This window comes from Ramlibacter cellulosilyticus (genome assembly GCF_014297465.1).
Lineage (GTDB): Bacteria > Pseudomonadota > Gammaproteobacteria > Burkholderiales > Burkholderiaceae_C > Ramlibacter > Ramlibacter cellulosilyticus.
This window is the reverse complement of sequence record NZ_JACORT010000003.1, coordinates 318,033-344,511: the sequence shown is the minus strand read 5'-3', so window position 1 is coordinate 344,511 and position 26,479 is coordinate 318,033. Positions and strand designations below refer to the sequence as shown.

Genomic DNA, 26,479 nt, shown 5'->3' with positions numbered 1-26,479 from the left:
GAAACAATGTAGACCTCCCGCGCGCGGCCTGCACAGTGACAGATTTCCTATGTGGCTGTCGCGCGACGGGCGGCCGCCGGACGGCGCTACACGGGTTGCAGCGCGTGGTGCGGAAGCTGTGGGAGCTGCACAACGACGGCGTCGCCGGCGCGCACCTCGCCGCCGCGGCGGACGACGGCCATGACGCCGGCCTTGCGCACGAGCGCGCCGTTCGCGTCACGATCGAGAACTTTGGCAGTCAATCCCGGCTGGAAGCGGTCGATCTGGCTGCACGGGTTGCGCAGGCCCGTGAGCTCCACTTCCGCCTGCGCACCAAGACGCAGCACGGTGCCCGCGGGCAGCGACAGCAGGTCGACGCCGCGCGTGGTGACGTTCTCGCCCAGGTCTCCGGGAAACACCGCGTGGCCTTCTTCCAACAAGGCATCGAACAGCTCCGACTGCAGCAGGTGCACCTGGCGCAGGTTCGGCGCCAAGGGGTCGCGCTTGACGCGCGAGCGGTGCTTGACGGTCGCGCCGGCGTGGGCGTCGCCTTCGACACCCAGCCCTTCGACCAGCGTGATGCCGTCTTCGGCGAACTTGCTGAAGCTGTGGCTGCTGCTGCGATGGACCGCGAGGACGGATCCCGTCATCCGGCGCGCACGGCGTCGGCCAGGCGCTCGGCGCTGCGCTGCGCCACCTGCGCGTCGCTCGCCTCCACCATCACGCGCAGCACGGGCTCGGTGCCGCTCGCGCGGATCAGCACGCGGCCGGAGCCTTCCAGCTCCTTCTGCAGGCGCTCGCACTCGGCGGAGAGCTTCTCGTTCTTCTTCCAGTCCTGCCCGGGCTGCAGCCGCACGTTGATCAGCGTCTGCGGGAACAGGCTCACGCCCTCGAGCAGCTGCGCGAGCGACCTGCCGCTGCGCGCGCTCGCCTTGAGCACCTGCAGCGCGCTGATGAGGCCGTCGCCGGTGGTGTGCTTGTCCAGCGCGAGCAGGTGGCCCGAGCCTTCGCCGCCCAGCAGCCAGCCGCGCTTCTCCAGCTCCTCCAGCACGTACCGGTCGCCGACCTTGGCGCGCACGAACTCCACGTCCTTCGCCTTGAGCGCGAGCTCCACGGCCATGTTGGTCATGAGCGTGCCGACGGCGCCGGGCACGCGCTGCCCTTGCGCGAGGCGGTCCATCACCATCAGGTACAGCAGCTCGTCGCCGTTGAACAGGCGGCCGCTGGCGTCCACCACCTGCAGCCGGTCGGCGTCGCCGTCCAGGGCGATGCCGAAGTCCGCCTGGTTGGCACGCACCGCGCTCACCAGCGCCTCGGGGTGCGTGGCGCCCACCTTGTCGTTGATGTTGAGGCCGTCGGGCGAGCAGCCCATGCAGTACACCTCGGCGCCCAGTTCGTGGAACACCTTGGGGGCGATGTGGTACGCGGCGCCGTGCGCGGCGTCCACCGCGATCTTCATGCCCTTGAGCGTGAGGTCCTGCGCGAAGGTGCTCTTGGCGAACTCGATGTAGCGGCCGGCCGCATCCTCGAGGCGGCGCGTCTTGCCCAGGCTCGCGGAGTCGGCCCACTGCGGCGGCTGCTGCAGGGCGGCCTCCACGTCGCTCTCCCAGTCGTCCGGCAGCTTGGTGCCTTGCGCGCTGAAGAACTTGATGCCGTTGTCCGGATACGGGTTGTGGCTCGCGCTGATCACCACGCCCAGGCTCGCGCGCTGCGCCTTCGTGAGGTACGCGACACCGGGGGTCGGCAAGGGGCCGAGCAGCACCACGTCGACGCCCGCGGAGTTGAAGCCGGACTCCAGCGCGCTTTCCAGCATGTAGCCGGAGATGCGCGTGTCCTTGCCGATCAGCACCGTGGGACGCTCCTCGGTGCGCTTGAGGACGCGGCCCACCGCGTGGGCGAGCCGCAGCACGAAGTCGGGCGTGATGGGCGGCTCGCCTACCGTGCCCCGGATGCCGTCGGTGCCGAAATACTGCCTGCTCATGTCGTTCCGTCTCCCTGGTCCTGCATGGCGCTCCAGACCTTGAGCGCCGCCACTGTCTCGCGCACGTCGTGCACCCGCACGATCCGCGCACCCTTCTCCACCGCGAGCACCGCCGTCACCACGCTGGGCAGCATGCGCTCGTGCACGCCCGCGCCGGTCACCTTGCCGAGCGAGGACTTGCGCGACCAGCCGGCGAGCACCGGATAGCCGTCGTGCAGCAGCTCGCGCTGGCGCGCGAGCAGCGCGAAATTCTGCTCCACCGTCTTGCCGAAGCCGATGCCCGGGTCCCACACGATGCGGCTCACGGACACGCCGCGCTGCCGCAGCGCCTCGCTGCGATCGCGCAGGAACTCGCGCACCTGCGGCACGGCGTCGCCGAGCATGGGCGCGCGCTGCATCGTCTGCGGCTCGCCGTGCATGTGCATCAGGCACACGCCGCAGGACGCGTGGCCGGCCACGACGTCCACCGCGCCAGGCCGCTGCAGGGCCCAGACGTCGTTGACGATGTCCACGCCCAGGTCCAGCGCCTCCTGCATGATCTCGGGCTTGTACGTGTCCACCGAGATGGGCAGGCCGAACTTCACGGCGGCGCGCACGACCGGCATCACGCGGGCGCGCTCCTCCTCCAGGGGCACGGGCGCGATGCCCGGCCGGGTGGATTCGCCGCCGATGTCCAGGATGTCGGCACCGTCGCGGATCAGCTCCTCGCAGTGCTCCAGCGCCGTGCGCGTGCTGGCGAAGCGCCCGCCGTCCGAGAAGGAGTCGGGCGTCACGTTGACGATGCCCATCACCTTCGGCCGGTCGAGCGCGATCGCGAAGCGCGTGGTCTGCCACTGCATGTGCATAAGCGGATTGTGCCTGTCGTACAAAGGGGCTAGGGGCTAGGGCCTAAGGACTAGGGAGTAATCTCCCCAATCCCTAGCCCCTAGCCCCTAGCCCCTAGCCCCTAGCCCCTGGCTTTACGCGGCGTTCGGTTCCGGATTCGCGGCAGCCGTCGGGCCGCCCGTGCCACCGGAGTTGCCGGCGCGCGGCGTGAAGTCCTTGGGCGGGCGCGGCTCCTTGCCGGCCATGATGTCGTCGATCTGCTCGGCGTCGATGGTTTCCCACTCGAGCAGGGCCTTCGCCATGGCGTGCATCTTGTCGCTGTTGTCCTCGATGAGCTTGCGCGCCAGCGAGTACTGCTCGTCGATGATGCGGCGCACCTCGAGGTCGACCTTCTGCATGGTCTGCTCGGAGATGTTGGTGGTCTTGGTGACCGAGCGGCCCAGGAAGACCTCGCCCTCGTTCTCCGCGTAGACCATCGGGCCCAGCGCGTCGGACATGCCGTAGCGCATGACCATGTCGCGTGCCAGGTGCGTGGCGCGCTCGAAGTCGTTGCTGGCGCCGGTGGTCATCTGGTTCATGAACACCTCTTCCGCGATCCGGCCGCCGAACAGCATGCTGATCTGGTTGAGCATGTAGTCGCGGTCGTAGCTGTAGCGGTCCTTCTCCGGCAGCGACATCGTCACGCCCAGCGCGCGGCCGCGCGGGATGATGGTCACCTTGTGCACGGGGTCGCACTTGGGCAGCAGCTTGCCGATGATCGCGTGGCCGGACTCGTGGTAGGCCGTGTTGCGGCGTTCCTCTTCCGGCATGACCACGGACTTGCGCTCCGGGCCCATGATGATCTTGTCCTTGGCCTTCTCGAAGTCCTGCATCTCCACCACGCGCGCGTTGCGGCGGGCGGCCATCAGGGCGGCTTCGTTGCACAGGTTGGCCAGGTCGGCGCCGGACATGCCCGGCGTGCCGCGCGCGATGATCTCGGCCTTGACGTCCTGGCCGATCGGGATCTTGCGCATGTGGACGTTCAGGATCTGCTCGCGGCCGCGGATGTCCGGCAGCGTCACGTAGACCTGGCGGTCGAAGCGGCCCGGGCGCAGCAGGGCGGCGTCCAGGATGTCGGGACGGTTGGTCGCCGCGATGACGATCACGCCGAGGTTGGTCTCGAAGCCGTCCATCTCCACCAGCATCTGGTTGAGGGTCTGCTCGCGCTCGTCGTTGCCGCCGCCGAGGCCCGCGCCGCGCTGGCGGCCGACCGCGTCGATTTCATCGATGAAGATGATGCAGGGGGCGTTCTTCTTGGCGTTCTCGAACATGTCGCGCACGCGGGCCGCGCCCACGCCCACGAACATCTCGACGAAGTCCGAACCGGAGATCGAGAAGAACGGCACCTTGGCCTCGCCGGCGATGGCCTTGGCCAGCAGCGTCTTGCCGGTGCCCGGGGGGCCGACCAGCAGCAGGCCCCGCGGGATGCGGCCGCCGAGCTTCTGGAACTTCTGCGGGTCCTTCAGGAAGTCGACGACTTCCTTGGTCTCTTCCTTGGCCTCGTCGCAGCCGGCGACGTCGCTGAACGTCAGCTGGTTGCTGCTCTCGTCGAGCATGCGGGCCTTGGACTTGCCGAAGCTGAAGGCACCGCCCTTGCCGCCGCCCTGCATCTGGCGCATGAAGTAGATCCAGACGCCGATCAGCAGGAGCATGGGGCCCCAGCTCACGAGCAGCGTCATCAGGAGCGAGCCTTCCTCGCGCGGCTTGACGTCGAACTTGACGCCGTTGTTGATCAGGTCGCCGACGAGGCCGCGATCGAGGTAGGTGGCCGTGGTGCGCACCTTGCGGTCGTCCGTGGTGATGGCGACGATTTCGGTGCCGCCCTGGCCTTCCTGGATGACGGCGTTCTTGATCTGCTTGTTGCGGACCTGCTCCAGGAAATCCGAGTAGCCGACCACGGAAGCGCCTGCGGCCCCCCGCGTGTCGAACTGCTTGAAAACGGTGAATAGCACCAGTGCGATCACCAGCCAGACGGCGATCTTGGAAAACCACTGATTGTTCAAAACAAGTCTCCGGGAAGGCGCGACCTCATCTGCACGAGGTCAGGTGACGCCCATTCTAGGGGTTTCAAGCTACGGAACGATCTATTTTTACTACGCGCTCCATAGGAGCGCGGGCCCCGTTGATGCAGGACAAGACCCCACTTATCGGGCCGGCTTGAGGCCGATGCCCACGAGGAAGGTTTCCGAGGACTTGTCGCGGGACGCCTTGGGCTTCAAGGGCTTCACGATGCGGAATTGTTCCTTGAACAACTTCACGAGCTGGCTGTAGCCGCTGCCGTGGAAGACCTTGCAGACCAGCGCACCTTCGGGCTTCAGGTGCGCCTGGGCGAAATCCACCGCCAATTCCACCAGATGCGCGATGCGCGCGCTGTCGGAGGACGGAATCCCCGACAGATTCGGGGCCATGTCCGAGACCACCACGTCCGCCTTGCGGCCGGCCAGGATCTCGCCCAGCTTCAAGGCCGGCCCGGGCTCGCGGAAGTCGCCCTGGATGAAGGTGACGCCCTCGACCGGGTCCATGGGCAGGATGTCCAGCGCCAGGATCTGGCCCTCCAGCACGCCCGCCGCGGCGCCTTCCGGCGCCAGCTTGCGGCGCACGTACTGGCTCCAGGCACCGGGCGTGGAGCCCAAGTCGACGACCACCTGCCCCGGCTTCAGCAGGTGCAGCGACTCGTCGATCTCCTTGAGCTTGTAGGCCGCGCGCGCGCGGTAGCCCTCCTTCTGGGCGAGCTTCACGTACGGGTCGTTGACGTGGTCGTTCAACCACGCCTTGTTGACCTTCTTGCTTTTCGTCTTGACCTTCATGTGGGAACCGATAATAGAGGCATGCCAGCCATTCAACTTTCCATCCAGGACCGCAAGGCCCACCGAGCCGAAGCCCACCACCTGGATCCCGTGGTCATGATCGGCAACGACGGCCTCACGCCCGCCGTCAAGAAGGAGACCGACGCCGCCCTCAACGCGCACGGCCTGATCAAGGTCCGCGTGCTGGGCGACGACCGCGAGGCGCGGGAAGCGATCTACCAGCAGCTGGCCGACGAACTCAACGCCGCGCCCATCCAGCACATCGGCAAGCTCCTGGTCCTGTGGCGGCCCAAGCCCAGGAAGGTGAAGGCCGAGGACGAGGATCGCAAGCCCGGCCCGCGCGAATACAAGGTCATCAAGAACTCCAGCCGCGGCGGCCAGCGGCCCGAGGTGCGCAAGGTGCGGGTGCTGGGCAACCAGCGACTGACGACCGGCGGGATGGTGAAGAAGGCGAAGCCCAAGCAGAAGTCGGTCAAGAAGACCCGGGCCGACTGAGCTTCCAGAGGACCACCAGGGCACACAGCCACTGCACCGCGAATGCCGCCGTGCCCGCCGTGTGCCAGAACCGCAGGTCCTGGCGCGCCAGGATGTGCGGCGCGATCGCGAACTCCTGCAGCAGCGCGGCCAGCATCCCCAGCAGCACGTAGACCACGGCGCCTGAAGCCCAGTCCATCGTCGCCGTTCCGTCGCGCTGCCGCGCGCCCATCAGCAGCACGAGCCCGCAACCCAGCCCCACCCACGACTCCGCGCTGAAGAGCTTGCCTGCCAGGCTGCCGGCAACGGCGGGCGAGGAGGCATTCGCGAACAGCAGCGGCACGGCCAGGAAGCCGATGGCGCAGAGGCTGCCCCACCAGAGGGCCGCCGCGAGCACCGCCAGCCGCTGCTTCCAGTCCATCAGATGTAGTTGACCGCCACGATCTCGTAGCGCTTGGTGCCGCCGGGCGCCTGCACTTCGGCGGTGTCGCCCTCTTCCTTGCCGATCAGCGCGCGGGCGATCGGGCTGGAGACGTTGATCAGGCCCTGCTTCAGGTCGGCCTCGTCCTCGCCGACGATCTGGTACTTCACGGTCTCGCCGGAGGTCTCTTCCTCCAGTTCCACGGTGGCGCCGAACACGACGCGGCCGCCCGCGTCCAGCGACGAGGGGTCGATGACCTGGGCGGCGGCCAGCTTGCCTTCGAGCTCGCGGATGCGGCCCTCGATGAAGCCCTGGCGGTCCTTGGCGGCGTCGTACTCCGCGTTCTCCGACAGGTCGCCCTGGGCGCGCGCCTCGGCGATCGCCTGGATCACGCCGGGACGGTCGACCGTCTTCAGGCGGTGCAGTTCGGCCTTGAGCTTCTCGGCACCGCGGGTGGTGATGGGAATGGTGGTGGCCATCTCGGGTTGTCTCCTGCAAAAGCGAAACCGCCGAACGTTGCCGCTCGGCGGTTCTGGTGTTGGGCCGGATTATAAAACCGGGGCACGCGGGCCGCGTCAAGCGGCCCGGCGTTCCCCAGCGGTGGCTGGGGCCCGGGCCCCGGTCAAGCCAGCTGGGCGTGCATTTCCTGGACCGAAATCACGTCCAGGTTCTCCATGGCCTTCATGCCCTCCACCGCGGCTTCCGCCCCCGCGATGGTCGTGAAGGTGGCCGTGACGCGGGCGGCCAGCGCCGACGTGCGGATCGCGCGCGAGTCGGCGATGGCGTTGCGGCGCTCTTCCACCGTGTTCACCACCATGCAGATCTCGTTGTTCTTGATCATGTCGACCACGTGCGGGCGGCCTTCCGTGACCTTGTTGACGGTCTCGCAGGGAACGCCCGCGGCGGTGATCGCCGCAGCGGTGCCCTTGGTGGCGATCAGCGGGAAGCCCATGGCGTGGAGCTGGCGCGCCACCTCCACCGCGCGCGGCTTGTCGCTGTTCTTCACCGTCAGGAACACCTTGCCGGTGCACTTGCCGTCCGCGTCCAGCGCCTTCGGCAGCCGGGTGCCGGCGCCGAGCTGGCTCTTCACGAAGGCTTCGCCGAAGGTCTTGCCCACGCCCATGACCTCGCCCGTGGACTTCATCTCGGGGCCGAGGATGGTGTCCACGCCCGGGAACTTCACGAACGGGAACACGGCTTCCTTCACGCTGAAGTAAGGCGGCGTCACTTCCTTCGCGATGCCCTGCTTCTCCAGCGACTGGCCGACCATGCAGCGCGCCGCGACCTTGGCCAGCTGGATGCCGGTGGCCTTGGACACGTAGGGCACGGTGCGCGAGGCGCGCGGGTTCACTTCCAGCACGAAGATGACGTCCTGGCCGTCCTTCTCCTGGATGGCGAACTGCACGTTCATCAGGCCGACCACCTTCAGGGCCTTCGCCATCTCGGCGGTCTGCCGCTTCAGTTCGGCGACGGTCGCCGGCGACAGCGAGTACGGCGGCAGCGAGCAAGCGGAGTCGCCCGAGTGCACGCCGGCCTGCTCGATGTGCTCCATCACGCCGCCGATGAACACGCGGCCGGTGCTGTCCGCGATGCAGTCGACGTCGCACTCGACGGCGTCGTTCAGGAAGCGGTCCAGCAGCACGGGGGAGTCGTTCGACACCTTCACGGCCTCGCGCATGTAGCGCTCGAGGTCGCGCTGCTCGTGCACGATTTCCATCGCGCGGCCGCCCAGCACGTACGAGGGACGCACCACCAGCGGATAGCCCAGGGCTTCCGCCTTCTGCAGCGCCTCGGCTTCCGTGCGCGCCGTGGCGTTCGGCGGTTGCCGCAGCCCGAGCTCGTTCAGCAGCTTCTGGAAGCGCTCGCGGTCTTCCGCCGCGTCGATCATGTCCGGCGAGGTGCCGATGATCGGCACGCCTTCGCGCTCGAGGCCCAGGGCCAGCTTCAGCGGGGTCTGGCCGCCGTACTGCACGATCACGCCGGTGGGCTTCTCCTTGTCCACGATCTCCAGCACGTCTTCCAGCGTCAGCGGCTCGAAGTACAGGCGGTCGGAGGTGTCGTAATCGGTGGAAACCGTCTCCGGGTTGCAGTTGACCATGATGGTCTCGTAGCCGTCCTCGCGCAGGGCGAGCGCGGCGTGCACGCAGCAGTAGTCGAACTCGATGCCCTGGCCGATGCGGTTCGGCCCGCCGCCCAGCACGATGATCTTCTTCCTGTCCGTCGGCTCGGCTTCGCACTCGTCCTCGTAGGTCGAGTACATGTAGGCCGTGTTGGTCGCGAATTCGGCCGCGCAGGTGTCCACGCGCTTGTAGACCGGGCGCACGTTCAGCGCCTTGCGCGCTTCGCGGACGGCCTTGTCGGTCGTCTTGAGCAGCTTGGCCAGGCGGCGGTCGCTGAAGCCCTTGCGCTTGAGCGCGCGCATCGTCGGCGCGTCGAGCGCGGCCAGGGCCTGGTCACCCTTCGCTTCCACCAGCTGGTCCAGGTCGAGCTCGATCTTCACGATCTCCTCGATCTGCACCAGGAACCACTTGTCGATCTTCGTGAGGTCGTAGACCTCGTCGACCGACAGGCCCATGCCGAAGGCGTCGCCCACGTACCAGATGCGCTCGGGACCGGGCTCGCCCAGTTCCTTCTCGAGCACTTCGCGGTCGGTGGTCTTCTGGTTGAGGCCGTCCACGCCGACTTCCAGGCCGCGCAGGGCCTTCTGGAAGGATTCCTGGAAGGTCCGGCCCATGGCCATCACCTCGCCCACGGACTTCATCTGCGTGGTGAGGCGGTCGTTCGCGTCCTTGAACTTCTCGAACGCGAAGCGCGGGATCTTGGTGACGACGTAGTCGATCGAAGGCTCGAAGGACGCCGGCGTCGCCCCGCCCGTGATGTCGTTGCGCAGCTCGTCGAGCGTGTAGCCGACGGCCAGCTTGGCGGCGACCTTGGCGATCGGGAAGCCCGTGGCCTTGGAGGCCAGCGCCGAGGAACGCGACACGCGCGGGTTCATCTCGATGACGATCATGCGACCGTCCTTCGGGTTGATCGAGAACTGCACGTTCGATCCGCCCGTGTCCACGCCGATCTCGCGCAGCACCGCGAGCGACGCGTCGCGCATGATCTGGTATTCCTTGTCGGTCAGCGTCTGCGCGGGGGCGACGGTGATCGAGTCGCCCGTGTGCACGCCCATCGGGTCGAGGTTCTCGATGGAACAGACGATGATGCAGTTGTCCTTCTTGTCGCGGACCACCTCCATCTCGTACTCCTTCCACCCGAGCAGCGATTCCTCGATCAGCAGCTCGTTGGTGGGCGAGGCTTCCAGGCCGCGCTTGCAGATGGTCTCGAACTCTTCCGGGTTGTAGGCGATGCCGCCGCCCGTGCCGCCCAGCGTGAAGCTGGGACGGATGACGGTGGGGAAGCCCACGTTCTTCTGCACCGCCCAGGCTTCGTCCATCGAGTGCGCGATGCCGGAGCGCGCCGAGCCCAGGCCGATGCGCGTCATCGCGTCCTTGAACTTCAGGCGGTCTTCGGCCTTGTCGATGGCTTCGGGCGTGGCGCCGATCAGCTCGCACTTGTACTTGTGCAGCACGCCGTTGCGCCACAGGTCCAGCGCGCAGTTCAGCGCGGTCTGGCCGCCCATGGTCGGCAGGATCGCGTCCGGCCGCTCCTTGGCGATGATCTTCTCCACCGTCTGCCAGGTGATCGGCTCGATGTAGGTGACGTCGGCGGTGGCCGGGTCCGTCATGATCGTCGCCGGGTTGGAGTTGATCAGGATGACCTTGTAGCCCTCCTCGCGCAGCGCCTTGCAGGCCTGCACGCCGGAGTAGTCGAACTCGCAGGCCTGGCCGATGATGATCGGGCCGGCGCCGATGATGAGGATGCTCTTGATGTCTGTGCGCTTGGGCATCTGTAAAAGGGACTAGGGGCTAGGGCCTAGGGGTTAGGGAGCTTCGCTTCCAGCTTCTGCTGAATGCCGCGGAGCATCCTTCCAACCTCATCTGCGCTGCCAACCAGCTCGTCCAAGTGAGTTGATTGAATTCGGTACAAGCGAGACGCCAATTCGATAAGCGTCTCGAGTTCTGCGAGAGATCCTGCTGCGATGGACAGGAACCGGAGATAGTCCTTCGTGGACGAGCGGCGATGTCCCTCGGCGATATTTGCGGGCACTGACACCGCTGCCCTACGTGCCTGGGAAATCAGCCCGAAACGCTCATCCGACGGCAATTCCGCCGTCATGCGATAGACAGACGAAGTCAGCTCCATGGCCTTCTGCCACACAGCAAGGTCTTTGTAGCTTCTGACTTCCATGCCTGATCCCTAGTCCCTACCCCCTAATCCCTAGCCCCGCTTCTTCTCGTCCATCAGGCCGGTGAAACGGTCGAACAGGTAGCCGATGTCGTGCGGGCCGGGAGACGCTTCCGGGTGGCCCTGGAAGCAGAACGCGGGCTTGTCCGTACGGGCGAGGCCCTGCAGCGTGCCGTCGAACAGCGACACGTGCGTGGCGCGCAGGTTCGCGGGCAGCGTCTTCTCGTCCACCGCGAAGCCGTGGTTCTGGCTGGTGATGCTCACGCGGCCGGTGTCGAGGTCCTTCACCGGGTGGTTGGCGCCGTGGTGGCCGAACTTCATCTTGAAGGTCTTCGCGCCGGAGGCGAGCGCCATGATCTGGTGGCCGAGGCAGATGCCGAAGGTGGGGTAGCCCTCCTCGATCAGCTCGCGCGTGGCGTCGATGGCGTAGTCGCAGGGCTCCGGGTCGCCCGGGCCGTTGGACAGGAACACGCCGTCGGGGTTGAGCTTCTTCACTTCCGCGGCGGGCGTCTTCGCCGGCACGACGGTCACCTTGCAGCCGCGCTCGGCGAGCATGCGCAGGATGTTCTTCTTCACGCCGTAGTCGAAGGCGACGACGTGGTACTTCGCGTTCTCGAGCTGGCCGTAGCCGGTGCCCAGCTGCCACTCGGTCTGGTCCCAGTCGTAGGGCTTCGTGACGGTCACTTCCTTGGCGAGGTCCAGGCCCGCCATGGACTTCTCGGCGCGCGCCTTGGCGACCGCTTCGTCGACCAGTGCCGGCGTCACTTCCTGGCCCTGCTTCAGCGCGAGGATCGCGCCGTTCTGCGCGCCCTTGGTGCGCAGGATGCGGGTGAGCTTGCGGGTGTCGATGTTCGCGATGCCGACGGTCTTCTCGCGCTGCAGGTACTGCTGCAGGGTCATGTCGGCGCGGAAGCTGGAGGCGATCAGCGGCAGGTCGCGGATGATCAGGCCGGCGGCGTACACCTTCGTCGCCTCGACGTCCTCGGCATTGACGCCGTAGTTGCCGATGTGGGGATAGGTGAGCGTGACGATCTGGTGGGCGTAGCTCGGGTCCGTCAGGATTTCCTGGTAACCGGTGAGCGCCGTGTTGAACACGACTTCGCCGGTGGTGGTGCCGGGGGCACCGATCGAGCTGCCGATAAAGACCGTGCCGTCTGCGAGCGCCAGGATGGCGGGCGGGAAAGCTCCCTGAAGCGACGAAAGCACTGGGTTCTCCGTGGATGCGGGTACGCCCTAGACGCGATCGAAAGCACGGCTCTCGATGTTGCTTTTGTCGGGGGAGTGGCTGGATGCGCTAGGCGTACGCGGGGGTTTGCGGGAAAGCCGCTCATTATAGCCCGAGAGGGAAAACCCCCATCCTCAGGAACGTGCCGCTGCGCTCGCGTGAAGGCAGATCGCCGCCGCGGCGCCGACGTTGAGGGACTCCTCCCCGCCCGGCTGCACGATGCGCACGAACTGGCTGGCCCGCTGGGCCAGCCCCGCGCTGACGCCCTGCCCTTCGTGGCCCAGCACCCAGGCGCAGGGCCAGGGCAGCTTCGCCCGGTGCAGGTAGTCGCCCTGGTGCGAACTCGTCGCGAGCAGCGGGACCTGCAGTGCGTCCAGCTGCTCCGGAAGCACGCCCTCGATGAGGCGCAGGCCGAAATGCGCGCCCATGCCGGCGCGCAGCACCTTCGGGCTCCACAGCGCCGCAGTGCCCTTCATCGCGAGCACCTGCGGGAAGCCGAAGGCGCCCGCGCTGCGCAGGATCGTGCCCACGTTGCCCGCGTCCTGCAGGCCGTCGAGGACCACCGTCGGGGCCTGCGGCTCCAGTGCCGGCGACGCAGGTAGCGGCAGCACGAACCCCATGCGTCCCGGCGATTCGAGGGAGCTGATCGTGTCGAACAGGGCGTCCTCGACGATCACCACCTTGCCGCCGGCGTCGGTCCAGTCGTGGCCGACCCGGTCGAACCAGGACATCTGGAACACCGCCATCGCCGGCTGCAGCCCTCTCTGCAGCGCAGCGCGGCACAGGTGGTCCCCTTCGAGCCAGATGCGTCCCTGCTTGCGGTAGGCATGGCTGTCCTGCGCCAGCTTGCGCAAATCCTTCAGCAGCGCGTTGTCGCGCGAGCTGATCGTCTGCGGGCCGGAGGTCACGCGGCCTTCAGGGTGATGACGTCGCCTTCGGGCGTCATGAAGGTCGCCGCCACCGGCGCGAAGTGGCGGCGGTGGTGCACGCACGGCCCGTGCAGGCGCAGGGCCTCGAGATGCTCCGGCGTGCTGTAGCCCTTGTGCGCAGCAAAGCCGTACTGCGGGAATTCTTCATGCAGCTGCGCGAGCATGCGGTCGCGCGTGACCTTGGCGATGATCGAAGCCGCCGAGATCGATTTCACCTTGGCGTCGCCGCCGACGATGGCCTCGGACAGGATCTCCAGCTTGGGCAGCGCATTGCCGTCCACGAGCACCTTCACCGGCTTCAGCCGCAGCCCTTCCACCGCGCGCTTCATCGCCAGCATGGTCGCGTGGTAGATGTTCAGCGTGTCGATCTCCTGCACGCTGGCCATGCCGACCGAGCAGCACAGCGCCTTCTCGCGGATCTTGTCGTACAGCTTGTCGCGCTGCAGGGCCGTGAGGACCTTGGAGTCGTTCAGGCCCAGGATGCGCTTGCCGTCGTCGAGGATCACCGCGGCAGCCACCACCGGGCCGGCCAAGGGGCCGCGGCCGGCTTCGTCGACGCCCGCCATCAGCCCCACCGGGTCCCAGTCCAGGCGGTGCTGACGGGTCTTAGGACGAGAGGACTTGGGCGATGGCATCGGTGGCAAGGGTCGCGGTGTCGCGCCGGAGCAGGACGTGGAGGTCCCGGAATTTCTCCTGCACGGCGCGCATTCTCTCAGGCGCTTCGAGCCAATCCGCCAGCGCCCCGCAGAGCAACTCGGGTTTTGCGTTGGACTGCAGCAACTCCGGCACGACGAAGTCACGGCAGAGGATGTTCGGCAGCCCGATCCAGGGCTGCAGGTGCCGCGGCTTCATGAGCGCGTACGTGAGCCAGTGGGTCGCGTACGAGATGACCATCGGCCGCTTGAACAGCGCCGTTTCCAGCGTCGCCGTGCCGCTGGCAACCAGCGCCACGTCGCACGCGGCGAGCACCGCATGCGACTGGCCGCGCACGATCACCAGGTTGCGGGGGGCCGGCCCGGAAGCCGCCAGCCGCTCGATGCGCTCCTGCAGCACGGGAACGGCGGGCACGACGAAGGTGGTGCCCGGCCGGCGGCGCTCCAGCAGCGCCGCCGCGGCGAGGAAACGGGGCAGCAGGCCCTCGACTTCGGACGCCCGGCTGCCGGGCAGCACGGCAACCACCTCGCCCTCCGCGGGCAGGCCCAGCGTCGCGCGCGCGCCCGCCTGGTCCGGCTCCATGGGAATGACGTTCGCCAGCGGGTGGCCGACGTACGTCGCGGCCACGCCGTGCTTCGCCAGCAGCTCCGGCTCGAAGGGAAAGATGCACAGCACGTGGTCGCAGCCGCGCTGCAGCTTCTCCACGCGCTTCATGCGCCAGGCCCAGATGGACGGGCAGACGAAGTGGACGGTCTTGACCCCGCCGGCGCGCAGCTGCGCCTCCAGGCCGAGGTTGAAGTCGGGCGCGTCGACGCCGATGAAGACGTCCGGCCGCTCCCGCAGCAGCCGCTCGCGCAGCGCGTCGCGGATGCCGAGGATCTCGCGCAGGTGCCGCAGCACCTCGACGTAGCCGCTGACCGAGAGCTTCTGCGCCGGCCACCAGGCCTCGAAGCCCTGCTCCGCCATCTGCGGCCCGCCGATGCCCTGCGCCTGCAGCTGCGGCCAGCGTTCGCGCATGGCCTTGAGCACGAGGCTGGCGAGCAGGTCGCCGGACGCCTCGCCCGCGACCAGCGCGAAGCGGGGCGCGCCGGGGGTGGACACTAGCGGGCGATGCCGCGCGTGGCGGCAGCCAGGAAGGCGCCCATCATGGCGGCGTCCGCCGCCGCCTCGGGCTCGGACTGCGCCAGCGCGGCGATGGCCGCCTTGGCGTCCTCGAGCGTGCGGCCTTCGCGGTACAGCAGCTTGTGCATCTGCTTCACGGCCGCGATACGCGCGGCGGAAAAATCGCGGCGCTTCAGGCCTACGGCGTTGAAGCCGCGGACCGCCATCGGATTCCCGTCCACGAGCATGAAGGGCGGGACATCCTGCGACACGGCGGTCGCAAAGCCGACCATCACATGCGCGCCCACCTTCACGAACTGGTGGATGCCCACGAGGCCGCCGATGGTCACCCAGTCGCCGATCTCGATGTGGCCCGCGAGTGTGGAGTTGTTGGCCATCGTGACGTTGCTGCCCACGATGCAGTCGTGCGCGACGTGGCAGTAGGCCATGATCCAGTTGTCGTTGCCGATGCGCGTGACGGCCTTGTCCTGCACCGTGCCGACCTGCAGCGTACAGAACTCGCGGATGGTATTGCGGTCGCCGATCACCAGTTCGGTGGGCTCGCCCTTGTACTTCTTGTCCTGGTTGGCCGCGCCGATGGAATTGAACTGGAAGATCCGGTTGTCGCGCCCGATGCTGGTGTGGCCTTCGAGCACCACGTGGCCGGCGATGGTCGTGCCGGCCCCGACCTTCACGTGCGGTCCGATCAGCGTGTACGGGCCGACGGTGACGTCGGCGTCCAGCTGCGCCTTCGGGTCGACGATCGCCGTCGGGTGGATGTTGGCCATGGTCCCGTTCAGGCCACCGAGCGCATCGTGCACATCAGCTCGGCCTCGCAGGCGATCTCCTCGCCCACGCGCGCCGTGCCCTTGAACTTGTAGATGCCGGCCTTGTGCCGCAGGATCTCCACGTCCATCACGAGCTGGTCGCCCGGCTCCACGGGACGCTTGAAGCGCGCACCGTCGATGCCGGCGAAGTAGATGACCGAGTTGGTGTCGCTGCCCTTGGACTCGTCCGCGAACGCGAGCAGGCCCGCGGTCTGGGCCATGGCTTCGAGCATGAGCACGCCCGGCATCACCGGGCGGTGCGGGAAGTGGCCGACGAAGTACGGCTCGTTGATCGTGACGTTCTTCAGCGCCCGGATCGACTTGCCGGGGTCGACCGACAGCACGCGGTCCACCAGCAGGATGGGGTAGCGGTGCGGCAGCTTCTTCAGGATCTGGTGGATGTCCATGGGGGCTATCAGAGTTTCTTTTCCAGCGCCTTGAGGCGCTCGCGCAAGGTGTGCAGCTGCTTCAGCGTGGCCGCGTTCTTCTCCCAGGACGCATTGTCGTCGATGGGGAAGATGCCGGTGTACAGCCCGGGCTTGCCGATCGAGCGCGCCACGAAGGAACCGGCCGAGATGCTCACCCGGTCGGCGATGGTGAGGTGGCCGAGGATCATGGCCGCCCCGCCGATCATGCAGTGCGCCCCGATGGTCGCGCTGCCGGCGATGCCCGTGCAGCCGGAGATGACGGTGTGCCGCCCGATGCGGCAGTTGTGCCCGATCTGCACGAGGTTGTCGATCTTGACGCCCTCCTCCACCACCGTGTCGGCCAGCGCCCCGCGGTCGATGCAGGTATTGGCCCCGATCTCCACGTCGTCGGCTATGCGCACGGCGCCGAGCTGCTCGATCTTGACGAAGCCCTGCGGCGAGGGCGCGAAGCCGAAGCCGTCGGCGCCGATCACGACGCCGGGGTGCAGCACGCAGCGCGCGCCTATGCTGCAGTCCTCGGCCACGTGCACGCGGGCCTTGAGCACCGTGCCGGCGCCGATGCGCGCCCCCCGCTCCACCACGCAGTGCGGGCCGATGCGGACGTCCTCCCCGAGCACCGCCTCGGGATCGATGACGGCGCTGGGATGGATGGCGGGCCCAGGCGGGCGGGCATGCGCGCGCTTCCACAGCTGGGTGCTGCGCGCGAAGTACACGTAGGGGTCGTCGGCGACGATGCAGGCACCGCGGGCCAGCGCGGCGTCGCGCATGGCGGGCGCCACGATCACGCAGCCAGCCTGCGAAGCCTGCAGCTGCGGCTGGTAGCGCGGGTTGCTGAGGAAACTGAGGTGGCTGGGCCCGGCGGATTCGAGCGGCGCCAGCCCTTCGATGGCCAGCGTGGCGTCACCGTGCAGTTCGCCCCCGAGGGCCGCGACGAAATCGCCGAGCTGCAGCGCCATGTGCGCTCCCGGCCTCACTTGACGGCGTTGAGCGCCTTGATCACCTTGTCGGTGATGTCGTGCTTGGGGTTGATGTACACGGCTTCCTGCAGGATCAGGTCGTACTTCTCCTGCTCGGCGACCTGCCGCACCACGCGGTTGGCGCGGTCGAGGACCTGCTGCAGCTCCTCGTTCTTGCGGGCGTTGAGGTCTTCCTGGAACTCGCGGCGCTTGCGCTGGAACTCGCGGTCCTGGTCGATCAGCGCCTTCTGGCGCTGCGCGCGCTGCGACTCCGCCAGCGTGGGGGCTTCGCGCTCGAAGCGCTCGGAGGCGGACTTGAGGCCGGCCCCGAGGTCGTTCAGCTCCTTCTCGCGCCGGGAGAACTCCTGTTCCAGCTTCGCCTGGGCCGCCTTGGCGGTGTTGGCCTCGCGGAAGATCCGGTCGGTGTTGACGAAGCCCACGCGGAAGTCGTCCGCCCGGGCCTGGCTGCCGAACGCCAGTGCGCCCAGCAGGACCACCAGCCATGGACGGGTCAGATACTTCATCAGAACGAGGTCCCGATCTGGAATTGCAATTTCTGGATTCTATCGCCAGGCTGCTTCTTGATCGGCTGGGCGAAGGCGATGCGCAGCGGCCCGATGGGCGACAGCCAGGACAGGCCCAGGCCCGCGGAAGCCCGCATGTCGCTGAAGGTGAACTTCTCGTTCTCGCCGAACACGTTGCCGATGTCGACGAAGCCGAACATGCGCAGCGTGCGGTCGTTGCCCGCCCCCGGGAAGGGCGTCAGCACCTCGGTGTTCAGCGTGATCTTGCGCGGGCCGCCGATCGACGCGCCGGTGACGTCGCGCGGGCCCAGGGTGCCCTGCTCGAAGCCTCGCACCGAACCCAGGCCGCCCGAATAGAAGTTCTTGAACACCGGGAAGGGCTGGCCGTTGAGGCCCTTGCCCAGGCCCAGCTCGCCATTGAAGGCGAGGGTGTAGGCCTTGGCGAGGGGCACGAACTGCTGGTACTGGTAGTTCGCGCGGATGTACCGGGCATCGCCGGCCACGCCCCACTCCCCGCCGAAGCGCTGGAAGCGGCCGGTGGTGGGCACCAGGGTGCTGTCGCGGTCGTCGCGCGACCAGCCGATCGTCAGCGGCACGGTGTTGCTCTTGGCGCCGAACTGCGCGGCGTACGCGAGGTAGGCGGCCGGGATGTTGGTGCCTTCCACGATCTCGGTGCGTTCCAGGCCCGCGCCGAAGAAGACCGTGTCGACCTCGCTGAAGGGCACGCCGAAGCGCAGGCCCACGCCGGAAGTGACCAGCCGGTAGTCGCCGCCCTGGTTCTCGTACGGGCGCGAGGAGCGGTGGTACAGGTCGAAGGTGCGCGAGATGCCGTCGGGCGTGAAGTACGGGTTGACCGTGTTGAACGCGATCGTCCGGTTGTACTTGCTGGTGTTGACTTCCACCGCCAGGTAGTTGCCGGTGCCGAAGGCGTTCTCCTGCTTCACGGCGAAGGACAGGCCCAGCTTTTCCGCGCTGGAGAAGCCGGCGCCCAGCTGCAGGCTGCCCGTGGGCCGCTCGGTCACGCTGATGTTCAGGTCCACCTGGTCCGGCGCCCCGGGCACGTCGGTGGTCTCGATGTTCACTTCCTTGAAGTAGCCCAGGCGGTCCACGCGGTCGCGGGACACCTTGATCTTCTCGGCGTCGTACCAGCTCGACTCGAACTGGCGGAACTCGCGGCGGATCACTTCGTCGCGCGTGCGGTTGTTGCCCGCGACGTTGATGCGGCGCACGTAGGCGCGGCGCGAGGGTTCGGCCACGAGCACGAAGGCCACGCGGTTGTTGGCGCGGTCGATCTCCGGGCGCGCCTCGACCTGCGCGAAGGCGTAGCCGAAGTTGCCGAAGTACTCGGTGAAGGCCTTGGTGGTCTCGGCGACCTGGTCCGCGTTGTACGGCTCGCCCGGCTTGATCTTCACCAGGGTCTTGAACTCCTCGTCCTTGCCCAGGTAGTCGCCTTCCAGCCGCACGCCCGAGACGACGTAGCGGTCGCCCTCGGTGACGTTGATGGTGATGCTGATGTCCTGCTTGTCCGGCGAGATCGCGACCTGGGTGGAGTCGATGCGGAACTCCAGGAAGCCGCGCTGCAGGTAGAAGGAGCGCAGCGCCTCCAGGTCCGCATTGAGCTTGGTGCGCGAGTAGCGGTCGGACTTGGTGTACCAGGTCAGCCAGCCGCCGGTGCTCAGGTCCATCAGGTCCTTGAGCGTGGAGGTGCTGAAGGACTTGTTGCCGACGATCGTGATGTCCTTGATCTTGGTCGGCTCGCCCTCGGTCACCGTGAAGGTCAGGTTCACGCGGTTGCGCTCGATCGGCGTCACCGTGGTCACGACCTCCGCGCCATAGAGGCTGCGGTTGATGTACTGGCGCTTGAGCTCCTGCTCCGCGCGGTCGGCCAGGGCCTGGTCGAACGGACGGCCTTCGGTCAGGCCGATGTCGCGCAGGGCCTTCTTCAGCGTGTCCTTGTCGAATTCCTTGGTGCCGGAGAAGTCGACGTCCGCCACCGTGGGGCGCTCTTCCACCACGACGATCAGCACGTCGCCCTGCACTTCCAGGCGCACGTCCTTGAACAGGCCCAATGCGAAGAGGGCCCGGATCGCGGCCGAGCCCTTGTCGTCGGTGTACTGGTCGCCCACCCGGAAGGGCAGCGAGCCGAAGATCGTGCCGGGCTCCACCCGCTGCAGGCCCTCGACCCGGATGTCGCGCACCGTGAAGGGATCGACGGCCCAGGAGTTCGCGGCGAAAGCCAGGGCCGCGACAGCCGAGACGGTACGCACGCGGAAGCGCTTGAAATGTTTCTTCATTGATTCTGGAAAGGCGCCGGCGGGACGGATGCGGTCACCGCGGGGCGGCTGCTGCCATCTTTGTTGTCTATCCGAAGAGCCGGGCGACGTCGTTGAACAGGGCGATCGACATCATCACCAGCAGCACCGCCACGCCACCGCGCTGCAGGCGCTCCATCCAGGCGTCGGAGATGCTCCGGCCCGTGACGGCCTCCCAAAGATAATACATCAGGTGCCCACCGTCCAAGACGGGCAAAGGGAGGAGGTTCAGCACCCCGAGGCTCACGCTGATGAGGGCGAGGAACAGCAGGTACTGCGTGAGCCCGAGGCTCGCGGACTTGCCCGCGTAGTCGGCGATCGTCAGCGGCCCGCTCAGGTTCTTCACCGAGGCTTCGCCGATCACCATGCGGCCCATCATCTTGAGCGTGAGCGCCGAGACTTCCCAGGTGCGCACCGCGCCGTTCCACAGGCCTTCGAACACCCCGTAGCGCACCGTGACCATCGCGGGCGGCGCGCCGACGTAGGCGGCGATGCGGCCCACGCCGTTGCCGCCGGCCGGGTCGGCCACGAAGTCCGGCGTCACGGGCAGCTGCAGGCGCTGGCCCGCGCGCTCGATGTCCCAGGTGGAGGCGATGCCGCGCCCGCCCTGCACCTGGCCGCGGATCAGGTCGCGCAGCTGCTGCGCGTCGCCGACCTCCTTGCCGTCCACGCGCAGCACCGTGTCGCCCTTGCGCAGGCCGGCACGTTCGGCGGCGCCGCCGGACATCACGTCGCCCAGCACCGGCGGGCTCCACGGCGAGACGATGCCCACCTTGCGCAGCAGCTGCGCGTCGGCGTCGCGGGCATCCAGGCGGGACAGGGGCAGCAGCACCTCGCCGCCGCGGCCCCCGCCCTCGCGGGAGAGCACCAGCCGCAGGTCGCGGCCGTCCAGGGCGCCGCGGGTGAGCATCCAGCGCAGTTCCTCGAAGGAGCGCAGGGGCTGCATGGCCTCGCCCTCGAAGCCGGCGGACTGCACGCGCTCGCCGCCGTGCAGGCCCGCCTCGGCGGCGATGGAGCCGGCCACCGGCGTGCCCAGCACGGGCTGCGGCTCCTCCACGCCCATCCAGTTGACGGTGGCATAGAGCAGGATGGCGAGCAGCAGGTTGGCGATCGGGCCCGCGGCCACGATGGCGGCGCGCGATTTCAGCGGCTGCGTGTTGAAGGCGCGCTCGCGTTCGGCGGGATCGACGGGGCCCTCGCGCTCGTCGAGCATCTTGACGTAGCCGCCGAGGGGGAAGGCGCCGATCACGAACTCGGTGTCCTGGCCGGCGCGCGGGCGGCGCGGCTTCCAGCGGTACAGGACCTTGCCGAAGCCGATGGAGAAGCGCAGCACCTTGACGTTGCACGCCACCGCGACGCGGTAGTGGCCGTACTCGTGCACGGCGATCAGCAGCCCCAGGGCGACGATGAAGGCGACGACGGTCAGCATGGTTCCCCTCCTGCCCTCAGGCCGCGAGGCGCCGGATCGCCTGGTCCGCCTCGCGGCGGGCCTGGGCGTCGAGCGCCAGCAGGTCCTGCAGGGTCTGCGGCTTGGAGGGCAGCAGCCCATCCAAAGTTGCCAGGTTTACCGAATGGATCTGGTCGAAGCGGATGCGGCGCTCGAGGAAGGCCGCCACCGCGATCTCGTTGGCGGCGTTCAGCACCGCCGTCGTGCCGGGGGCGCCGGCGAGCGCGTCCCAGGCGAGCTGCAGGCCTGGGAAGCGTTCGCGGTGGCCGCGGGTATCGAAGGACTCGAAGCTCATGTCGGCGAGCGCGGCGAAGTCCAGCGGCTGCGCGCCGGAGGCCACGCGCTCCGGCCAGGCCAGGCCGTAGGCGATGGGCACGCGCATGTCGGGCGTCCCGAGCTGCGCGACGACCGAGGTGTCCCGGTACTGCACCATCGAGTGGATCACGCTCTGGGGATGGATCACGACCTGCAGCCGCTCGGGCGCGAGCCCGAACAGCCAGCGCGCCTCGATCACCTCCAGCGCCTTGTTCATCATGGTGGCCGAGTCGACGGAGATCTTGCGGCCCATCACCCAGTTGGGATGGGCACAGGCCTCCTCGGGGGTGACGTCGCGCAGGCTCGCCGGCGCGCGGGTGCGGAACGGGCCGCCCGAGGCCGTGAGGATGATCTTCTCGACCCGCGCGTCCCAGGTCGCCGGGTCTTCCGGCAGCGACTGGAAGATGGCCGAGTGCTCGCTGTCGATCGGCAGCAGCGTCGCCCCGCCCTCCCGCACGGCCGTCATGAAGAGTTCGCCACCGACGACCAGCGCTTCCTTGTTCGCGAGCAGCAGCTTCTTGCCGGCACGTGCCGCGGCGATGCAGGACGCGAGGCCGGCGGCGCCGACGATGGAGGCCATCACGGTGTCCACCTGCTCGTGCGCGGCGACGGTGTCGAGCGCGGAGGCGCCCCACAGCACGCGCGTGGGCAGGCCGCTGGACTCGATGCGGGCCGCGAGCGCGCGGCCGGCCTCCTCCTGCGCCATGACCGCGAAGGCGGGGCGGAACTGCAGGCACTGCTGCAGCATGGGGTCCACCTGCGAGGAGGCGCTGAGCGCGAACACCTCGAAGCGGTCCGGATGGCGGGCGACCACGTCCAGCGTGTTGGCCCCGATCGATCCGGTGGAGCCGAGGACGGCGAGTCTTTGCTTCATTTCTGGGCCAAAGTGGCCAGCATCATCGCGAGGGGCAGCGTCGGCAGCAGCGCGTCGACGCGGTCCAGCACGCCGCCGTGTCCCGGCAGGAGCTGGCTGGAATCCTTGATCCCGGCGCTGCGCTTCACCAGCGACTCGGTGAGGTCGCCGACGATGCTCATGGCACCGAGGAAGAGCGCCCCCAGCACCAGCACCAGCCAGTTCAGGGACGCGAGGCGGGAGTACAGCGAAGGCACGGCGGCCTGCGCGGCCTGGTCGGCGAGTGCCCACGCGATGGCGAGCACCACGACGCCCGCCATGCCGCCCCACACGCCCTCCCAGCTCTTCTTCGGGCTGATGACGGGGGCGAGCTTGCGCTGCGTGAACTTGCCGCCGAAGGCGCGGCCGGCGAAGTAGGCAAAGATGTCCGCGACCCACACGAGCACGAGCACGGACAGCAGGAAGTTGACGCCGATGACGCGCGCCTGCGCCATGGCCAGCCACGCGAGCACGAGCGCGAGCACGCCGCCGACGACGCGCAGGCCCCGCGGGATGCGCGGCCAGCCGTCCACGCCGGCCTTCACGAGCGCGGCGCCCGCAAGGACCCACAGCGCGCCCACGGCGAGCCACAGCATCGCCGACGGCCGCTCCGGCCAGCCCAGGGCCCAGGTGCCGGCGCACAGCGCCAGCGTGACCACGCCGAGCACGACGTTCGTGCCCTGCCCCAGTCCGTTCAGCCGTCCCCACTCCCAGCCGCCCGCCGCGATCATCAGCAGCGTGATGGCGAGGAAGGGCTCGGGCGTGCGCCAGAACAGGGCCGGCAGCAGGATGGCCAGCAGGACGATGGCGGTGATGACGCGCTGCTTCAGCATCGCGGACCCTCTCAGGCCGCCTTGCGGCTCGCCGGCTTGGCCGGGGGGGACACCTGCTCGGAGGTCTTGCCGAAGCGGCGCTCGCGCTGGCCGTAGTCGGCGATCGCGGCGTCCAGCGCCGCGGCGTCGAACTCGGGCCAGAGCTTGTCGGTGAAGTACAGCTCGCTGTACGCGGCCTGCCAGAGCAGGAAGTTGCTGATGCGCAGCTCGCCGCCCGTGCGGATCACGAGGTCCGGGTCGGGCACGTGCGCGAGGGCCATGGCGCGATCGAGGTTCGCCTCGGTGATCGCTTCGCCGCGCGCGGCAAGCTTCGCGGCGGCCTGCGCGATGTCCCAGCGGCCGCCGTAGTTGAAGCAGATGTTCAGCACCAGGCGTTCGTTGCCGGCGGTCGAGGCCTCGGCCAGCGCGAGCCCGTTGCGCACCTTCTCGGACAGCGCCGTGCGGTCGCCCACGAAGTGGATGCGCACGCCTTCCGCCTGCAGCTGCGGCACCTCGCGCGAGAGCGCGGCGGCCAGCAGTTCCATCAGGCCGGAGACTTCGTCGGCGGGGCGGTTCCAGTTCTCGGAGGAGAACGCGAACACGGTGAGCACCTTCACGCCCACGTCGCCGCAGTGGCGCACGCAGGCGCGCAGCGCATCGACGCCGCGCTTGTGGCCGGCGACGCGCGGCAGGAAGCGCTTCGTGGCCCAGCGGCCGTTGCCATCCATGACGATGGCGATGTGGTGGGGGACGGCGCGCGGCTGCTTGCTCATGAGGGGCTAGGGGTGAGGGGCTAGGGACTAGGGACTGACGGCTGGTGGCTGTTTCCCTAGCCCCTAGCCCCTAGCCCCTAACCCCTGGTCCTCAGACCTCCATGATCTCCTTTTCCTTGGCGGCCACCAGCGCATCGATCTCGTTGATGTGCTTGTCCGTCGCCTTCTGCACGTCGCCTTCGGCGCGCTTGAGGTCGTCCTCGGTGGCCGTCTTGTCCTTCACGAGCTTCTTCACGTGCTCGTTCGCGTCGCGGCGCAGGTTGCGGATGGCGATCTTGGCGTTCTCGCCCTCGTGGCGCACCAGCTTCGTCATCTCCTTGCGGCGCTCCTCGGACATCGGCGGCATCGGCACGCGGATCAGGTCGCCCATGGATGCGGGGTTCAGGCCCAGGTCGCTGTCGCGGATGGCCTTCTCGATCTTGGGGCCCAGGCCCTTTTCCCAGGGTTGCACGGAGATCGTGCGCGCGTCCAGCAGGGACACGTTCGCCACCTGCGAGATCGGCACGGAGGAGCCGTAGTAGTCGACGTGCACGGTGTCCAGGATGCCGGGGTTGGCGCGGCCGGTACGGATCTTGGACAGGGTCGTCTTGAAGGCAGCGATGGTCTGGTCCATCTTGCCCTGCGTGGTCTGCTTGATTTCGGGGATCGTTGCCATGTGCTCTGCTCCTCTTGTCGGGCCGTTCAGGCGTACACCAGGGTGCCTTCGTCTTCGCCGAGCACCACGCGCTTGAGCGCGCCGTGCTTGAAGATCGAGAACACCTTGATCGGCAGCTTCTGGTCGCGGCACAGCGCGAAGGCCGTCGCGTCCATGATGCCCAGGTTCTGCGCCATCGCCTCGTCGAAGCTGATGCGGGAATAACGCTCGGCGGACGGCACCTTCTGCGGGTCGGCGGAGTACACGCCGTCGACCTTGGTGGCCTTCAGCACCATCTCGGCGCCGATCTCGGCGCCGCGCAGGGCGGCGGCCGTGTCCGTCGTGAAGAAGGGGTTGCCCGTGCCGGCCGCGAAGATCACGACCTTGCCTTCTTCCAGGTACTGCAGCGCCTTGGGGCGCACGTAGGGCTCGACCACCTGCTCGATCGCGATGGCGGACATCACGCGGGAGATCAGGCCCTGCTTGTTCATGGTGTCGGACAGCGCCAGCGCGTTCATCACGGTGGCCAGCATGCCCATGTAGTCGGCGGTGGCGCGGTCCATGCCGACCGAGCCGCCCGCGACGCCGCGGAAGATGTTGCCGCCGCCGATGACGACGGCCACTTCCACGCCCATGTTCACCACCTCGGCGATCTCCTGCACCATGCGCACGATGGTCGCGCGGTTGATGCCGAAGGCGTCGTCCCCCATCAGCGCCTCGCCGGACAGCTTGAGCAGGATGCGCTTGTGGGCTGGCTGGGCGGGCATGGGAACGGGTCTCCTGGGTGCGAACGGGGTGAGTGTAACGGGGCGGATTGGGAAACGGCCGCCCGGGAGCATCCCCCCGGACGGCCGTTGTCTGCGGGCAGCTTAGGCGGCCTGCTTGGCGGCGGCGACCTGGGCGGCCACTTCGGCGGCGAAGTCGTCGGCCTTCTTCTCGATGCCCTCGCCGACCACGTACAGGGTGAAGCCCTTGATCGTGGTGTTGGCGGCCTTGAGCATCGCCTCGACGGTCTGCTTGTCGTTCTTCACGAACGGCTGGTTCAGCAGCGAGACTTCCTTCAGGTACTTCTGGACGGAACCCTCGATCATCTTGGCGGCGATGTCGGCCGGCTTGCCGGATTCGGCAGCCTTGGCGGTGGCGACGTTGCGCTCCTTCTCGATCAGGTCGGCGGGCACGTCGGCGGACGACAGGGCGACCGGCTTCATGGCGGCGACGTGCATGGCGACGTCCTTGGCGGCCACTTCGTCACCGGTGTACTCGACGACCACGCCGATGCGCGTGCCGTGCAGGTAGCTCACCAGCTTGTTGCCGCCTTCGAAGCGCTTGAAGCGGCGGAAGCTCATGTTCTCGCCGATCTTGCCGATCAGGCCCTTGCGCACGTCTTCCAGGGTGGGGCCGAAGCCGTCCTGGCTGTACGGCAGCGCGCCCAGCGCGGCGATGTCCGCCGGGTTGTTCTTCGCGATCAGTTCGGCGGCTGCCCTGGCCATCGCCAGGAAGCTGTCGTTCTTGGTGACGAAGTCGGTCTCGCAGTTGACTTCCAGCAGGGCGCCGGTGGTGCCCTCGATGGAAGCGGCGACCACGCCTTCGGCGGTCACGCGGGAGCCGGCCTTGGCAGCCTTGCTGCCCAGCTTCACGCGCAGGATTTCCTCGGCCTTGGCCATGTCGCCACCGGCCTCGGTGAGGGCCTTCTTGCACTCCATCATGGGAGCGTCGGTCTTCGCGCGCAGTTCGGCGACCATGCTTGCGGTGATTGCGGCCATCTTGTCCTCTACTCGGTTCAGTTCAGTTGGTTCTCGATAGCAAAGGGGGCCCGAAAGCCCCCCTTGTCGCG

Annotated in this window: 26 protein-coding genes; 1 reads left to right on the top strand and 25 read right to left on the bottom strand. The window is 68.1% G+C overall.

Annotated features, from left to right (window positions below; genetic code table 11):
* Window positions 1–86 precede the first annotated feature (86 nt).
* The 5 genes from H8N03_RS10330 to H8N03_RS10310 form a co-directional block, all read right to left on the bottom strand.
* Entirely contained in the window at window positions 87–629 is a 543-nt protein-coding gene (locus tag H8N03_RS10330) for an MOSC domain-containing protein (protein ID WP_187076077.1), read from the bottom strand.
* The gene (glmM, locus tag H8N03_RS10325; RefSeq protein WP_187076076.1) at window positions 626–1,960 is read right to left on the bottom strand and encodes a phosphoglucosamine mutase; all 1,335 of its coding nucleotides are present in this window, start codon (window positions 1,958–1,960) and stop codon (window positions 626–628) included. The genes H8N03_RS10330 and glmM overlap by 4 nt, the downstream gene beginning before the upstream one ends.
* Window positions 1,957–2,799 carry a dihydropteroate synthase gene (gene folP, locus H8N03_RS10320; protein WP_187076208.1) on the bottom strand — a complete coding sequence of 281 codons (843 nt, stop codon included), beginning with the start codon at window positions 2,797–2,799 and terminating at the stop codon, window positions 1,957–1,959. The genes glmM and folP overlap by 4 nt, the downstream gene beginning before the upstream one ends.
* A 120-nt stretch (window positions 2,800–2,919) precedes the next feature.
* Window positions 2,920–4,827, bottom strand: coding sequence for an ATP-dependent zinc metalloprotease FtsH (gene ftsH / locus H8N03_RS10315; RefSeq protein WP_187076075.1), 1,908 nt, complete (start codon window positions 4,825–4,827; stop codon window positions 2,920–2,922).
* A gap of 141 nt (window positions 4,828–4,968) precedes the next feature.
* On the bottom strand, window positions 4,969–5,631 hold the full coding sequence (locus H8N03_RS10310; RefSeq protein ID WP_187076074.1) for an RlmE family RNA methyltransferase: 663 nt from the start codon (window positions 5,629–5,631) through the stop codon (window positions 4,969–4,971).
* A 21-nt stretch (window positions 5,632–5,652) separates the two neighbouring features.
* On the opposite strand from H8N03_RS10310, the gene H8N03_RS10305 reads away from it, so the two are divergent.
* A complete protein-coding gene (locus H8N03_RS10305; RefSeq protein ID WP_187076073.1) occupies window positions 5,653–6,126 on the top strand; it encodes a YhbY family RNA-binding protein in 474 nt (157 codons plus the stop codon).
* Here the strand turns inward: H8N03_RS10305 and H8N03_RS10300 are convergent.
* The 20 genes from H8N03_RS10300 to tsf form a co-directional block, all read right to left on the bottom strand.
* A complete protein-coding gene (locus H8N03_RS10300) occupies window positions 6,104–6,526 on the bottom strand; it encodes a DUF4149 domain-containing protein (RefSeq protein WP_187076072.1) in 423 nt (140 codons plus the stop codon). The genes H8N03_RS10305 and H8N03_RS10300 overlap by 23 nt on opposite strands.
* The gene (greA, locus tag H8N03_RS10295) at window positions 6,526–7,005 is read right to left on the bottom strand and encodes a transcription elongation factor GreA (RefSeq protein ID WP_187076071.1); all 480 of its coding nucleotides are present in this window, start codon (window positions 7,003–7,005) and stop codon (window positions 6,526–6,528) included. Before greA ends, H8N03_RS10300 begins: the two co-directional genes overlap by 1 nt.
* A 143-nt stretch (window positions 7,006–7,148) precedes the next feature.
* Window positions 7,149–10,418 (bottom strand): carbamoyl-phosphate synthase large subunit, encoded by a 3,270-nt coding sequence (carB, locus tag H8N03_RS10290; RefSeq protein ID WP_187076070.1) that lies wholly within the window; start codon window positions 10,416–10,418, stop codon window positions 7,149–7,151.
* Window positions 10,419–10,444: 26 nt separating this feature from the next.
* Window positions 10,445–10,819, bottom strand: a complete 375-nt coding sequence (locus H8N03_RS10285) for a four helix bundle protein (RefSeq protein ID WP_187076069.1) — start codon at window positions 10,817–10,819, stop codon at window positions 10,445–10,447.
* Between the two features lie 30 nt (window positions 10,820–10,849).
* Window positions 10,850–12,022: a glutamine-hydrolyzing carbamoyl-phosphate synthase small subunit gene (carA, locus tag H8N03_RS10280; protein ID WP_187076068.1), complete on the bottom strand. Its 1,173-nt coding sequence runs from the start codon at window positions 12,020–12,022 to the stop codon at window positions 10,850–10,852.
* Between the two features lie 153 nt (window positions 12,023–12,175).
* The gene (locus H8N03_RS10275; RefSeq protein WP_187076067.1) at window positions 12,176–12,949 is read right to left on the bottom strand and encodes a TrmH family RNA methyltransferase; all 774 of its coding nucleotides are present in this window, start codon (window positions 12,947–12,949) and stop codon (window positions 12,176–12,178) included.
* Entirely contained in the window at window positions 12,946–13,605 is a 660-nt protein-coding gene (gene rnhB, locus H8N03_RS10270; protein ID WP_187076066.1) for a ribonuclease HII, read from the bottom strand. Before rnhB ends, H8N03_RS10275 begins: the two co-directional genes overlap by 4 nt.
* A complete protein-coding gene (gene lpxB, locus H8N03_RS10265; RefSeq protein WP_354005101.1) occupies window positions 13,577–14,725 on the bottom strand; it encodes a lipid-A-disaccharide synthase in 1,149 nt (382 codons plus the stop codon). Before lpxB ends, rnhB begins: the two co-directional genes overlap by 29 nt.
* A complete protein-coding gene (gene lpxA, locus H8N03_RS10260; protein WP_187076065.1) occupies window positions 14,725–15,513 on the bottom strand; it encodes an acyl-ACP--UDP-N-acetylglucosamine O-acyltransferase in 789 nt (262 codons plus the stop codon). Before lpxA ends, lpxB begins: the two co-directional genes overlap by 1 nt.
* Before the next feature lie 8 nt (window positions 15,514–15,521).
* A complete protein-coding gene (gene fabZ, locus H8N03_RS10255; protein WP_187076064.1) occupies window positions 15,522–15,959 on the bottom strand; it encodes a 3-hydroxyacyl-ACP dehydratase FabZ in 438 nt (145 codons plus the stop codon).
* A gap of 8 nt (window positions 15,960–15,967) precedes the next feature.
* Window positions 15,968–16,936, bottom strand: a complete 969-nt coding sequence (lpxD, locus tag H8N03_RS10250) for a UDP-3-O-(3-hydroxymyristoyl)glucosamine N-acyltransferase (RefSeq protein ID WP_187076063.1) — start codon at window positions 16,934–16,936, stop codon at window positions 15,968–15,970.
* A gap of 14 nt (window positions 16,937–16,950) precedes the next feature.
* Window positions 16,951–17,460, bottom strand: coding sequence for an OmpH/Skp family outer membrane protein (locus H8N03_RS10245; protein WP_187076062.1), 510 nt, complete (start codon window positions 17,458–17,460; stop codon window positions 16,951–16,953).
* Window positions 17,460–19,754, bottom strand: a complete 2,295-nt coding sequence (bamA, locus tag H8N03_RS10240; RefSeq protein WP_187076061.1) for an outer membrane protein assembly factor BamA — start codon at window positions 19,752–19,754, stop codon at window positions 17,460–17,462. The genes H8N03_RS10245 and bamA overlap by 1 nt, the downstream gene beginning before the upstream one ends.
* Window positions 19,755–19,821: 67 nt before the next feature.
* Window positions 19,822–21,201, bottom strand: a complete 1,380-nt coding sequence (gene rseP / locus H8N03_RS10235) for an RIP metalloprotease RseP (RefSeq protein ID WP_187076060.1) — start codon at window positions 21,199–21,201, stop codon at window positions 19,822–19,824.
* 16 nt (window positions 21,202–21,217) lie between these two features.
* The gene (gene ispC / locus H8N03_RS10230; protein WP_187076059.1) at window positions 21,218–22,408 is read right to left on the bottom strand and encodes a 1-deoxy-D-xylulose-5-phosphate reductoisomerase; all 1,191 of its coding nucleotides are present in this window, start codon (window positions 22,406–22,408) and stop codon (window positions 21,218–21,220) included.
* The gene (locus H8N03_RS10225) at window positions 22,405–23,259 is read right to left on the bottom strand and encodes a phosphatidate cytidylyltransferase (RefSeq protein WP_187076058.1); all 855 of its coding nucleotides are present in this window, start codon (window positions 23,257–23,259) and stop codon (window positions 22,405–22,407) included. The genes ispC and H8N03_RS10225 overlap by 4 nt, the downstream gene beginning before the upstream one ends.
* Window positions 23,260–23,270: 11 nt before the next feature.
* Complete coding sequence (gene uppS, locus H8N03_RS10220) at window positions 23,271–24,011, bottom strand: polyprenyl diphosphate synthase (RefSeq protein WP_187076057.1); 741 nt, start codon at window positions 24,009–24,011, stop codon at window positions 23,271–23,273.
* Window positions 24,012–24,102: 91 nt separating this feature from the next.
* A complete protein-coding gene (gene frr, locus H8N03_RS10215; protein ID WP_187076056.1) occupies window positions 24,103–24,666 on the bottom strand; it encodes a ribosome recycling factor in 564 nt (187 codons plus the stop codon).
* Between the two features lie 26 nt (window positions 24,667–24,692).
* A complete protein-coding gene (gene pyrH, locus H8N03_RS10210) occupies window positions 24,693–25,412 on the bottom strand; it encodes a UMP kinase (RefSeq protein ID WP_187076055.1) in 720 nt (239 codons plus the stop codon).
* Window positions 25,413–25,514: 102 nt separating this feature from the next.
* Window positions 25,515–26,408, bottom strand: a complete 894-nt coding sequence (gene tsf / locus H8N03_RS10205) for a translation elongation factor Ts (RefSeq protein WP_187076054.1) — start codon at window positions 26,406–26,408, stop codon at window positions 25,515–25,517.
* Between the last annotated feature and the right edge of the window lie 71 nt (window positions 26,409–26,479).